The 12,488-nt window shown below is 59.7% G+C and carries 15 protein-coding genes; all 15 read left to right on the plus strand.

Translation table 11 applies throughout. The features are described 5' to 3' along the window. The first annotated feature begins 10 nt into the window (after positions 1-10). The gene (gene fliI / locus AC1D17_RS12640; protein ID WP_477565749.1) at positions 11-1,405 is read left to right on the plus strand and encodes a flagellar protein export ATPase FliI; all 1,395 of its coding nucleotides are present in this window, start codon (positions 11-13) and stop codon (positions 1,403-1,405) included. Positions 1,406-1,408: 3 nt separating this feature from the next. After that, the gene (locus AC1D17_RS12645; RefSeq protein ID WP_477565750.1) at positions 1,409-1,948 is read left to right on the plus strand and encodes a flagellar protein; all 540 of its coding nucleotides are present in this window, start codon (positions 1,409-1,411) and stop codon (positions 1,946-1,948) included. Between the two features lie 254 nt (positions 1,949-2,202). Next, complete coding sequence (gene flgB / locus AC1D17_RS12650) at positions 2,203-2,583, plus strand: flagellar basal body rod protein FlgB (protein ID WP_264220647.1); 381 nt, start codon at positions 2,203-2,205, stop codon at positions 2,581-2,583. 5 nt (positions 2,584-2,588) lie between these two features. Next, positions 2,589-3,008, plus strand: coding sequence for a flagellar basal body rod protein FlgC (gene flgC / locus AC1D17_RS12655; RefSeq protein ID WP_477565751.1), 420 nt, complete (start codon positions 2,589-2,591; stop codon positions 3,006-3,008). Continuing rightward, positions 3,008-3,343, plus strand: coding sequence for a flagellar hook-basal body complex protein FliE (gene fliE, locus AC1D17_RS12660; RefSeq protein ID WP_477565752.1), 336 nt, complete (start codon positions 3,008-3,010; stop codon positions 3,341-3,343). The genes flgC and fliE overlap by 1 nt, the downstream gene beginning before the upstream one ends. Positions 3,344-3,354: 11 nt before the next feature. Next, on the plus strand, positions 3,355-4,143 hold the full coding sequence (gene flgG, locus AC1D17_RS12665) for a flagellar basal-body rod protein FlgG (RefSeq protein WP_477565753.1): 789 nt from the start codon (positions 3,355-3,357) through the stop codon (positions 4,141-4,143). A gap of 17 nt (positions 4,144-4,160) precedes the next feature. Beyond that, positions 4,161-4,682: a flagellar basal body P-ring formation chaperone FlgA gene (flgA, locus tag AC1D17_RS12670; protein WP_477565754.1), complete on the plus strand. Its 522-nt coding sequence runs from the start codon at positions 4,161-4,163 to the stop codon at positions 4,680-4,682. Next, on the plus strand, positions 4,679-5,794 hold the full coding sequence (locus AC1D17_RS12675; RefSeq protein ID WP_477565755.1) for a flagellar basal body P-ring protein FlgI: 1,116 nt from the start codon (positions 4,679-4,681) through the stop codon (positions 5,792-5,794). Before flgA ends, AC1D17_RS12675 begins: the two co-directional genes overlap by 4 nt. Positions 5,795-5,811: 17 nt before the next feature. Further along, positions 5,812-6,336 carry a MotE family protein gene (locus AC1D17_RS12680; RefSeq protein WP_477565842.1) on the plus strand — a complete coding sequence of 175 codons (525 nt, stop codon included), beginning with the start codon at positions 5,812-5,814 and terminating at the stop codon, positions 6,334-6,336. After that, complete coding sequence (flgH, locus tag AC1D17_RS12685; RefSeq protein WP_477565756.1) at positions 6,333-7,043, plus strand: flagellar basal body L-ring protein FlgH; 711 nt, start codon at positions 6,333-6,335, stop codon at positions 7,041-7,043. Before AC1D17_RS12680 ends, flgH begins: the two co-directional genes overlap by 4 nt. A 41-nt stretch (positions 7,044-7,084) precedes the next feature. Continuing rightward, positions 7,085-7,630 carry a flagellar basal body-associated FliL family protein gene (locus AC1D17_RS12690; protein ID WP_477565757.1) on the plus strand — a complete coding sequence of 182 codons (546 nt, stop codon included), beginning with the start codon at positions 7,085-7,087 and terminating at the stop codon, positions 7,628-7,630. Positions 7,631-7,637: 7 nt separating this feature from the next. Further along, a complete protein-coding gene (gene fliP, locus AC1D17_RS12695; RefSeq protein ID WP_477565758.1) occupies positions 7,638-8,375 on the plus strand; it encodes a flagellar type III secretion system pore protein FliP in 738 nt (245 codons plus the stop codon). Between the two features lie 319 nt (positions 8,376-8,694). Beyond that, positions 8,695-9,660, plus strand: a complete 966-nt coding sequence (locus tag AC1D17_RS12700; protein ID WP_477565759.1) for a flagellin N-terminal helical domain-containing protein — start codon at positions 8,695-8,697, stop codon at positions 9,658-9,660. Between the two features lie 278 nt (positions 9,661-9,938). Further along, positions 9,939-10,904 carry a flagellin N-terminal helical domain-containing protein gene (locus AC1D17_RS12705; protein ID WP_477565760.1) on the plus strand — a complete coding sequence of 322 codons (966 nt, stop codon included), beginning with the start codon at positions 9,939-9,941 and terminating at the stop codon, positions 10,902-10,904. 339 nt (positions 10,905-11,243) lie between these two features. Then, positions 11,244-12,212 carry a flagellin N-terminal helical domain-containing protein gene (locus AC1D17_RS12710; protein ID WP_477565761.1) on the plus strand — a complete coding sequence of 323 codons (969 nt, stop codon included), beginning with the start codon at positions 11,244-11,246 and terminating at the stop codon, positions 12,210-12,212. Positions 12,213-12,488 lie beyond the last annotated feature (276 nt).

The following is a 12,488-nucleotide window of genomic DNA, read 5'->3' on the forward strand; positions in this document are numbered from 1 at the left end:
AGGAACCGGAATGCACAACGACAAAATTCAGATCAGCAATTCATCGACGTCGCTTGCAGCGCTCGCCGGTCTCGTCGGGCGCTATTCCAATCCGGAATTCTCGATCGCACCCGGCGGCCATGTCCAGACGATCTCGGCGGGATACTATACCGTGACCGGCCTTTCCCGGCATGTTCGGCTCGGTGATTTCGTTGCGCACAAGAGTTCGACCGGCGTCCACCTTGGCGAGGTCGTCAAGGTCGAGCAGGAAACGGTGGTCGTCTGCCCGATCGAACCGGGCGATCCGATCGGCATTCACGACACTGTGATCCGCAAGGGTGCCTTCCGCATTGCCCCGACGGAATCTTGGTGCGGCCGCACGATCAATTCGCTGGGCGAACCCATTGATGGACGCGGCCCCCTACTTCAGGGCGATATCCGCCGGCCCATCTCCAATACCGCACCGCCGTCGATGACGCGCAAGCGCGTCGAACACGGATTTCGCACCGGTGTGCGGGCGATCGACATCTTTTCTCCGCTCTGCCTGGGCCAGCGTCTCGGCGTTTTCGCCGGCTCCGGCGTCGGCAAATCGACACTGCTATCGATGCTCGCGCGGGCCGACGCCTTCGACAAGGTGGTCATCGCGCTGGTCGGCGAACGTGGCCGTGAAGTGCGCGAATTCATCGAGGACACGCTCGGCGAAAACCTGTCCAAGTCGGTTGCCGTCGTGGCGACCAGCGACGAAAGCCCGATGCTGCGCAAGATGGCGCCGCTGACGGCCGTGACCATCGCGGAACATTACCGTGATCAGGGCGACAATGTGCTTCTGATCGTCGATAGCGTCACCCGTTTTGCCCATGCCATCCGTGAGGTTGCCACCGCATCGGGCGAGCCGCCGATTGCGCGCGGCTACCCGGCGTCCGTCTTTACCGAGCTGCCACGGCTTTTGGAGCGCGCCGGCCCGGGTGCCGAAGGGGCAGGGACGATTACAGCGATCATCTCCATTCTCGTCGATGGCGACAATCACAACGACCCGATCGCCGACTCGACCCGCGGTATTCTCGACGGACATATCGTCATGGACCGCAGCCTTGCCGAAGAAGGCCGGTACCCGCCGGTCAATCCGCTTGCTTCGGTTTCGCGTCTGGCGCGAAAAGCTTGGTCGCCGGATCAGGAAAAACTTGTCGCGCGCCTGAAATCGTTGATCCATCGTTTCGAGGAGACCCGCGATCTTCGTCTGATTGGCGGTTACCGGCCGGGCAGCGATCCGGATCTGGATATGGCGATCAAGCAGGTTCCCGTCATCTACGACATTTTGAAGCAGACACCCGGCGAGCGGCCGGCCTTCGACGCGTTCACCGACCTTGCAAATGCGCTGAAGGCGGCAGCCAACGCCGGTCAGGCCGGGACTATGCGGAGGGGATAAGGCATGTTTGATTACGACGCCGATGAAATCGTGCCGCAGCGCAAGCGCAGCGAACGCACGCCGCTGATCGACAAGGCGCTGGGTGCGACGGGCGTCGCGCTTGCAGCCGCTGCCACATTCTTTCCCTGGTATGCCTTCCTGCACCAGGACAAGTTCTCGATGCCGGCGCTTTGGCAGGGCAACACGCGCGACGTGCCGGGCCGAGAGGGCCACGGGGGCGCTCCGTCGCCCGCCACGATGATGAACCGCGATGCGGCAACGCAGGCGGCCATCGACCAGCTGACGACGGCCACGGTTCCCAATGCCGGCGAAGCCAAGAAACCCGGCGTCCAGGAAGATCTGGAGCAGCCGTTCCCGTCCGCCACCGGCTTCAAGCTGATGCATGTCGCCAACGGCCGCGCGCTGATCGAAGACAGCAACGGCATGTATATTGTCCGCATCGGTTCCGCACTTCCCGACAACAGCCGTCTTGCGACATTGGAACAGCGCGACGGACGCTGGGTGATGATCACGTCCAAGGGCGACGTGATCCAGGCCGATTGATCCGGCAATTTCCGCTCATCGACAATGACCACGGCCCCATCGGTCTGAGAGATGGCCCAAGGGGTCGCCGTGGCCTTCCTGGCGTCGCGTGCCGGTCGTCATTTTCCGTTTTCCCGGCTCGGGCGGGCCAATTGCTTGGCAAGCCACCCTGCTTTCGCGGCGCCGGCGTCTGCCACCGGTCAATGCGCCATCCACTTCAGTCCCACGCAAGATTGCTTGCCTAGGTTCTCCAGCAACAAGCATGGAGTCGCATGATGCAACCTATACAGCTTTTCGATCTCGCGTCCCGGCAGGCGCAATGGCTGGCAGTCCGCCAGAACGTCGTCGCCGGGAACATCGCCAATGCCAACACGCCGCATTATGCAGCCAAGGACGTCAAGCCGTTCGAAAGCGTGCTGCAGCAGACCGGCTTTCAGATGGCGGCCACCAACCCGGCGCATTTTACCGATGGCAGCAGTGCTGCACAGGTGACGGAAACCAGCATGCTTGACGATGTCGAGGTCCAGCAGTCGGGCAACAGCGTCCGGCTGGAGAAGGAATTGATGAAGACCGGTGAAGTCAAGCGCGACTACGAGCTCAATACCGGGCTGGTCAAGGCATTTCATCGGATGATGCTCATGACGGTACGGAAATAACGGCCATGGATCCTCTGGTTTCAGCTCTCAAGGTTTCGGCCTCCGGTCTCGAAGCGGAATCGACGCGCCTGCGCGTCGTTTCGGAAAACATTGCCAACGCGCGGTCCAGCGGCGATGCGCCGGGAACAGACCCGTATCGCCGCAAGACGGTCAGTTTCGCAGCGGAAATCGACCGCGCCAGCGGCGCATCGACGGTCGAGGTTCAGCGGCTCGGCACGGACGATTCCGACTTCTCCGTCGAGTTCGATCCGGGCAACCCGGCGGCCGACGGCAAGGGCATGGTCAAGATGCCGAACGTCAACGTGCTGGTCGAAATGGCCGACATGCGGGAAGCGAACCGTTCCTACGAGGCCAATCTCCAGACCACGAAGCAGGCACGTGACCTGATCTCCGCAACAATCGACCTTCTCAGGGCTTCACAATAATGATCGACGCAATCAAAACCATCAGTGCGGCAATTTCGACCGTCAAGGACACGGCCTCAACGTCGAGCGCATCGTCCGCCCAGAGCATTCTCGGTGGCGCCGCAACGGCCGGCAAGTCGCAAAGCTTTGCCGACGTCATGGGCAACATGGCGTCCGAGATGGTGGGCAGCCTGAAGCAGTCGGAAGTCAACTCGATCCAGGGCATTCGCGGCGAGGCCAATACCCGCGAAGTCATCGATTCCGTCATGAATGCCGAGCAATCGCTGCAAACCGCCATCGCCATCCGGGACAAGGTCGTCAGCGCCTATCTCGAAATCGCACGTATGCCGATCTAAAGGATAAAACAATGAAGGCTCTTTCGATCGCCGCGACAGGCATGAACGCCCAGCAGCTGAACCTGGAAGTGATCGCGAACAATATCGCGAACATCAATACCACCGGCTACAAGCGCGCTCGGGCCGAATTCTCCGACCTTCTCTACCAGACCGAGCGTGCCCAGGGCGTGCCGAACCGCGCCAATCAGGCGATCGTACCGGAAGGTGCCATCATCGGTCTCGGCGTTCAGACCTCCGCCGTCCGCAACCTGCATCTGCAGGGCAGCTTGATCAGCACGGGCAACGACCTCGACATGGCGTTGATCGGGCGCGGCTGGTTCCAGATCGAAACGCCGGATGGCGAGACCGCCTATACCCGCGCGGGGGCTTTCAATACCAATGCCGACGGTCAACTCGTGACGATCGATGGCTATACTGTCGTGCCGGCAATCACCGTGCCGCAGAATGCAAGCCAGATCACCGTCAGCGCCTCGGGCGAAGTCTCGGTCCGTGTCGGCAACGACACCATTCCGACCGTTCTTGGTCAGCTGACGATTGCAAACTTCGTCAACGAGGCAGGTCTTGAGCCGCAGGGTGACAATCTTTTCAAGCAGACGCCAGCCTCCGGCGAGGCCGTGATCGGTACGCCGGCTGATCCGGGCTACGCACAGATCAAGCAGAAATATCTCGAAGCCTCGAACGTCGATCCGGTCAAGGAAATCACCGACCTGATCTCCGCTCAGCGCGCCTATGAAATGAATTCCAAGATCATCCAGGCCGCCGACGAAATGGCTGCGACGGTTAGCAAGAACCTGAGATAAAAGAGGGAATGGCAAACATGACGTTTCGCCGGACTGCCAATCCATCGCTGTTGAAAGCCGCCACCACCCGCAAAGGTTTCCTTCTGCGGGCGCTGGCCGTCGCCGGACTAACCTGCGCCGGGCTGATGTCCTCACAGCCTGCTCTGGCCGAAAAGCGCATGGCTGTCATTCCGACCCAGACGATCTATCCGGGCGAAACCATCGATGCCCAGCGTTTGGAAGAGGTCGAGGTGACCAACCCGGCTTTGACCGGCGATTATGCCGTTTCTGCCGCACAGGTGACCGGCAAGGTGACCAGCCGCACCCTGCTTCAGGGGCGCGTCATTCTGGTTTCGGCCTTGCGTGAGCCCTACGCGGTTGAGCGCGGCAAGGCGGTCCGGATCGTCTTTACCAATGGACCGCTCACGATCACTGCCGGCGGCGCGCCGCTGGAGAATGCCGCGATCGGCGATCTGATCCGGGTGCGTAACACCGATTCCGGTATCATCGTCTCCGGAACGGTGATGGACGACGGTACAATTCACGTGGTGGCAAAATGATCTTTCGTTTCGGCAAATGGTGCCTGGCATTCGCGGCGGTTCTTTCGATGACGATTGCGCCGGCGCAGGCCGCGTCGCGCATCAAGGACATCGCCTCGCTGCAGGCAGGCCGTGAAAACCAGCTGATCGGCTACGGTCTGGTGGTCGGGCTCCAGGGCACCGGCGACAGCCTGCGTTCGGCGCCATTTACCGCGCAATCCCTGCGGGCCATGTTGCAGAATCTCGGCATTTCGACGCAGGACAACGAATCCCGTTCGAAGAACATCGCTGCCGTCCTGGTCACGGCCAATCTGCCGCCCTTTGCCAGTCCCGGCAGCCGTATCGACGTGACGGTCGGGTCGCTTGGCGATTCCACCTCGCTTCGTGGCGGCACGCTGGTCATGACCTCGCTCTCGGGCGCCGACGGGCAGATCTATGCGGTTGCGCAAGGGTCGGTTGTCGTCACCGGTTTCAGCGCGCAGGGCGACGCCGCATCCGTGACGCAAGGGATCACCACGTCCGGCCGCGTTCCGAACGGCGCCATCATCGAGCGTGAATTGCCGGCCAAGTTCAAGGATGGGTTCAATCTCGTTCTCCAGCTGAGAAATCCGGACTTCTCGACCGCCGTCGGCATGGCTGCAGCCATCAACCGCTATGGCAAGGCCCAGTTCGGCGGCAGCATCTCCGAGGCCCGCGATTCCCAGTCGGTTGTCATCGACAAGCCGAAGATGGCTGATCTTTCGCGTCTGATGGCCGATATCGAAAATCTCGTCGTCGAGACCGATGTGCCCGCCCGCGTGGTCATCAACGAGCGAACGGGCACGATCGTCATCGGACAGGATGTGCAGATCAACAAGGTCGCCGTCAGCTACGGAACATTGACGGTTCAGGTCACCGAAACGCCGACCGTCGTGCAGCCTGAACCATTTTCGCGCGGCCGCACCGAGATTGAGCCGAATACGACAATCGAGGCGTCGCAGGATGGCGGCACCGTTGCGATCCTCGATGGTTCCAACCTGCGCTCGCTGGTAGCCGGCCTCAATAGTATCGGGGTGAAACCGGACGGCATCATTTCCATTCTCCAGGGCATCAAGACAGCCGGTGCCCTCCAGGCGGAGCTTGTCCTGCAATGATGACGCATCGTTTTCCCATGGTTTCGAACGGCCTGCGCCGCCGGCTGATGATGATCGCCGCCGGCTGCACCATGCTGGCCATACCCGGCGCCTTCGCGCAGGAGGTCGCCGCACCGGCGGCCGGCATCCCGGCGAATGGGGATGAGATCCAGCAGTTCTGCACCAATATTGCCGATGCGGCGCGCGACCAGCGTTACCTCTTGCAGAAGAAGGACCTGGAGAAGCTGCAGGCCGATATCGACGAACGCATCGCAACGCTCGAGAAGCGGCGCAACGAATACGAGGACTGGCTGAAGCGCCGCAACGATTTTCTCAAGCGGGCCCAGGTCGGCCTCGTGGGAATCTACAAGACGATGAAGGCGGATGCGGCGGCGGCCAAGCTGGAGCTGGTCAATCCCGGCGTCGCAGCGGCGATTATCATGCAGCTGCCACCGCGCCAGTCGAGCCTGATCCTCAGCGAAATGAGCAGCGAGAAGGCGGCGGTTGTCACCAACGTCATCTCCAGCGCCACAGACCCGGACACATCGAAGGAACCGTCATGAGATATCCGATTTCGGTCCTTCTCGCCGCCAGCCTGCTGTCGGGATGCCAGAACCAAACGTTCAACGAGATCGGCAGGGCACCGGCCATGAGCCCGATCGGCAGTGGGCTGCAGTATGCGCAGACGCCGCAGATGGCGATGTATCCGAAGGAGCCGCGCCAGGTCATGAACGGCTATTCGCTCTGGAGCGACAATCAGTCGGCTCTGTTCAAGGATGCCCGCGCGCTGAAGGTCGGAGATATCCTGACCGTCGATATCCGTATCGACGACAAGGCATCCTTCGACAACAAGACGGATCGCAGCCGCACCAACGACAGCGGTTTCAACATCGGTGCCAATGGCAAATCCGAATCGAGCGACTTTGGCTGGAAGGGTGGGCTCGACTATGGCTCGAACACCAAGTCCAAGGGCGAGGGCACCACGGAGCGCTCGGAAAAGCTCGTCCTGCTAGTCGCGGCCGTCGTCACCGGCGTGCTCGAAAACGGCAATCTGTTGATCAGCGGTTCCCAGGAGGTTCGGGTCAACCATGAAATCCGCATTCTCAATGTCGCCGGCATCGTGCGGCCTTACGACGTCGATGCGAAGAACATGATTTCCTATGAGAAGATCGCCGAGGCACGCATATCCTATGGCGGGCGCGGCAGGTTGACCGAGGTTCAGCAACCGCCATGGGGCCAACAGGTCATGGACATCGTTTCGCCGATCTGACGGCCGACAGCGCCGCAGCCAACTCTTGATGGATTTTGAAGATGGAAGATGCCGATCTCGCCAGTGCCGGCCCGAAAAAGTCATCGCCGCTCATCGTGATCGCGGCGCTTGCCGTGCTGACATTGATTGCAGGCGGCGGTGGCTGGCTGGTCGGCGGCATGCTCGCGCCTAAACCGCTCAGTGCCGAGGAAGCCAAGATCGTCGAGGATGCCAAGGCGGCGATCGCCTTGAAAAACGCAGGGCAGAAACCTGCGGGCGAGGCCGGCAAGAAGGACGAGGGCTTGCCGAAAATCGCGACCGAGGCCAATGGCGTCGTTCAACTTGATGCGATCACCACCAACCTTGCCTATCCCACCGAAAACTGGATACGGCTTGAAGTGGCGCTGCTTTTCAAAGGTGCGCCGGACGTCGCGATGGCAGAGCAGATTCATCAGGACATCGCCGCCTATCTCAAAACTGTGTCGCTACAGCAGATTGAGGGACCGCGCGGATTTCAGTATCTCAAGGATGACATCGAAGAACGGGTTGACCTTCGCTCCGAAGGACGCGTAACCAATGTCATCTTCAGGACATTTGTTATCCAATGATTCGCTCATGATCCGGACTATCGCATTCATAGCCGCCATGGTGGCGATGTCGGGTATCGCGGGAGCGCAAGGCTTTCCCGCCGATATCCTCAACACGCCTATCGACGGCTCCGTCGCGTCCTGGATCATCCGCACCTTCGGCCTGCTGACCGTTCTGTCGGTCGCACCGGGTATTCTCATCATGGTGACGAGTTTCCCCCGTTTCGTCATCGCCTTTGCGATCCTTCGCACTGGCATGGGGCTCGCCACGACGCCGTCCAACATGATCATGGTCAGCCTTGCGCTGTTCATGACCTTCTACGTCATGGCGCCGACCTTCGATCGGGCCTGGCAGAACGGCGTCAATCCGCTGCTGCAGAACCAGATCACGGAAACGGAGGCGATGACGCGCATTTCCGAGCCGTTCCGGGAATTCATGCTAGCCAATACGCGCGACAAGGACCTGCAGCTGTTCATCGACATCGCCAAGGAGAAGGGACAGACCGTCGTCGTCGGCGACAGGGTCGATCTGCGCGCCGTTGTGCCTGCCTTCATGATTTCGGAAATCAGGCGCGGCTTCGAGATCGGCTTCCTGATCATGCTGCCGTTCCTGGTGATCGACCTGATCGTCGCGACGATTACCATGGCGATGGGCATGATGATGCTGCCGCCGACATCCATCTCGCTGCCGTTCAAGATCCTCTTCTTCGTCCTCATCGACGGCTGGAACCTGCTCGTCGGCAGCCTGGTGCGTTCTTTCAGCTGATCCCGCGTCGTGGTTAATGGTTCGTCTCTTTTTCGAGGCGGATGTATCCCATGAAGAGCCAATCAAGTAATTGAATTATATACATAATTATTGATTGGTCGCAATCTGGGTCACTCGTCTTAGCGGCCAGGGCCGGATGCCCGTCGGCGCGCCATTTAAACATATCGCAACGTTTGCCTGCGACATTACCCTCACATAACGGATTTGGATTTCCTGACAGACAGGAGCCGAGTGGCATGATGCCGAGCCGTTATCACCGGTAAGTATTTAGTCCGGTATGTCCCCAATCTTGTATTTTGTATCTAGAGGGACAACCCCAATGACAAGCATCCTGACAAACTCTTCTGCAATGGCAGCACTCTCGACGCTGCGCTCCATCAGCTCGGACATGGAAACGACCCAGGGTCGCATTTCGTCCGGCCTGAAGGTTGGCTCCGCTGCCGACAACTCCGCTTACTGGTCGATCGCAACGACCATGAAGTCGGACAACAAGGCTCTCTCCACGGTTCAGGACGCTCTCGGTCTCGGCGCTGCCAAGACAGACACAGCCTATACCGGTTTGAATGCAGCCATCGACGTCATTTCCGAAATCAAGGCCAAGCTGGTTGCCGCCCGCGAACCGGGTGTTGACAAGCTGAAGATCAACAAGGAACTGACGGAACTCAAGAACCAGCTGTCCTCGACCGCTGAGTCTGCTTCCTTCTCCGGTGAAAACTGGCTCTACAACGATACGACGACTGCAGTCGGCACCAAGGAAATGGTCGGCTCGTTCACCCGTAACGCTGCTGGCAACGTTTCGGTCGGCGTTCTGAAATTCGATGCCTCGACATCGGTTCTGATCGACACGGACGACGCAACCCGCGGCCTGCTGACCAAGGACTATGACGCCGACGCCGAGCTCGCAACCCCGACCGGTACGGCCCAGAACTTCTTCCTGGTCGACGCCGGTTCGACCACCTCTGCGGCTGGCTCGGAAATCAAGTTGACTGCGACGACCAGCGACGCTGACGTCGAAGCCATGATCCGCGTCGTCGACGCGATCCTGAGCGATGCAACGGACTCCGCTGCAACTCTCGGCGCGACCAACCTGCGCATCAGCATGCAGGACGACTTCATGGCCGACCTGATGGACGTGATCGACAAGGGTGTTGGCCGTCTGGTCGATGCCGACATGAACGAAGAGTCGACCCGCCTCAAGGCTCTGCAGACACAGCAGCAGCTCGGCATCCAGGCTCTCTCGATCGCCAACTCGGACTCGCAGAACATCCTGTCGCTGTTCCGTTAATCGAAAAAACGGCGCGGGCTGGCCATCCCCCCCCCAAACGGCCGGTCCCGCGACCTACAGAAAACCGCATCTCGCAAGAGGTGCGGTTTTTTCTTTGTCTTTGAAAAAGTTTCCGGCCTTTAGGTTTTCCTTAACCATGATGGTGTTTTCTATGGTCATCGAAACAGCGGGTTAACCAAGAAATTTAACGCGTTAGCAGGCATGAAGCTGGCTGCTGTTTCCCGGTAACGGCCGGAATGTCCCTTCCATTTCATCTGTTCAAAAGGGGCAGTTTTACCATGACAAGCATTCTCACCAATTCGGCTGCAATGGCAGCACTCTCGACGCTGCGCTCGATCAACGCCGGCATGGAAACGACGCAAGGCCGCGTCTCCTCCGGCCTGCGCGTCGAAACCGCTGCCGACAACGCCGCTTACTGGTCGATCGCAACGACCATGAAGTCGGACAACAAGGCTCTCTCCACGGTTCAGGACGCTCTCGGTCTCGGCGCTGCCAAGACGGACACAGCCTATACCGGTTTGAACGCAGCCATCGACGTCATCTCCGAAATCAAGGCCAAGCTGGTTGCTTCCCGCGAACCGGGTGTCGACAAGCTGAAGATCAACAAGGAACTGACGGAACTCAAGAACCAGCTGGCCTCGACAGCCCAGTCGGCTTCCTTCTCCGGTGAAAACTGGCTCTACAACGATACGACGACTGCCGTCGGCACCAAGGAAATGGTCGGCTCGTTCACCCGTGACGCTGCCGGCAACGTTTCGGTCGGCGTTCTGAAGTTCGATGCATCGACATCGGTGCTGATCGACACCAATGATGCCGCCGCCGGCCTTCTGACGAAGGACTACGATGCCGACGCCCTGCAGAAAACGCCGGTTGGTACAGCTCAGAACTTCTTCCTGATCAACGCCAGCTCGACCAGCACTGCTGCCGGCGCCGAAATCGTCCTGACCGCAACGACCAGCGACGCTGACGTCGAAGCCATGATCCGCGTCGTCGACAAGATCCTCGGCGATGCCACGGACGCTGCTGCTACCCTCGGTGCGACCAACCTGCGCATCGACATGCAGGACACCTTCATGGCCGACCTGATGGACGTGATCGACAAGGGTGTTGGCCGTCTGGTCGATGCCGACATGAACGAAGAGTCGACCCGCCTCAAGGCTCTGCAGACACAGCAGCAGCTCGGAATCCAGGCTCTCTCGATCGCCAACTCCAACTCGGAAACCATCCTCTCGCTCTTCCGTTAATCGGAACAGGCAAGACGATAGCGCCGGCGGGCAGATTTCATCATCGATCCGCCGGAGATTCCACAAGCCGCGTCCCTCAAGGACGCGGCTTTTTCGTTGTTACGTCCTTGGCGATGATGCCGTTAACGAAACAGCAATTGAGATTTATTTTCGTTCATTTTGATTACTGACTTGCTAACGCGCTTAATGATTTGTTAACCATATGATTGTTAAGTGTTCGTTAAGAGCGACAGGCTGTCCTTGGGCTAAACATTGGGCAGTTTGCATGACGCTGGTCCCGTCGCTACCGGTTATCGATCCGGAATGTTCCGTTTAATTTTCGAACTGGGGCAATGACCAATGACCAGCATTTTGACCAATTCCGCCGCCATGGCGGCTCTCCAGACATTGCGTTCGATCAATTCGAACATGGAAGAAGTGCAGAACCGCATTTCGTCCGGTTACCGCGTCGAAACCGCAGCCGACAATGCGGCCTACTGGTCGATCGCGACCACCATGCGTTCGGACAACGCCGCTCTGTCGACCGTTCAGGACGCGCTCGGGCTGGGCGCGGCGAAGGTCGATACGTCCTATGCCGGCATGAGTTCCGCCATTGATGTTGTATCCGAGATCAAGGCCAAGCTGGTCGCTGCGCGCGAACCGGGCGTGGACAAGACGAAGATCAACAAGGAACTGACCGAACTCAAGAACCAGCTGGCGTCCGCAGCCGAGTCCGCGTCGTTTTCGGGTGAAAACTGGCTCTACAATGACAGCACGACGCCGGCGGGAACCAAGTCGATCGTAGCATCCTTCAACCGCTCGACGAACGGCACGGTGTCTGTCTCGACACTGGACTACAACACGGCCGCATCGATCCTGATCGATACCAAGGATGCCTCGCTCGGCCAACTGACCAAAGCGATGGCGGTGGTCCAGCCGAACGGCGCCACGACCGCGGCTGCGACCTATCACCTGATCGCGGTCACCGGCGGCACGGCACCCGCAGGCTCGGATCTCGTCGAACTCACGTCCACCACCAGCTATGACGATATCGAGGGCATGATCAGGGCTGTCGATTCCATTCTCAGCAACCTGACGGATTCCGCTTCGACGTTGGGCGCCATTACCAGCCGTATCGATATGCAGGAAAACTTCGTCGCCAACCTGATGGATGTGATCGACAAGGGCGTCGGCCGCCTGGTGGACGCAGACATGAATGAAGAATCGACCCGGCTCAAGGCGCTGCAGACGCAGCAACAGCTCGGCATCCAGGCGCTTTCGATCGCCAACACCAATTCGGAAAACATCCTGCGCCTGTTCCAGCAATAGGCTCGGACGCGCCGGACCGGCGGGCATGAAACCGGTTCCGGCATCCTAAAGCATGTCGCGCAAAAGTGCGCAGCGGTTTTGCGCGACATGCATAAAATCAAAGACCTAAAGCGCAGCAAGCTTCTCTGCAAGATCGCGACGCGCTTTAGTCGCCGCCTCACATTTCATGGGGGCCGCGAACTCTTTTCCGCCCAGCCGCCGGTCATCGGTAGGTGGAAACGGTTGGACCGCGCTCATTGCCCAAGCGCGGTCCAACACCTCAATCGGTCCCGCCAG

The sequence above is a fragment of the Pararhizobium sp. P1_E7 genome (genome assembly GCF_056405855.1).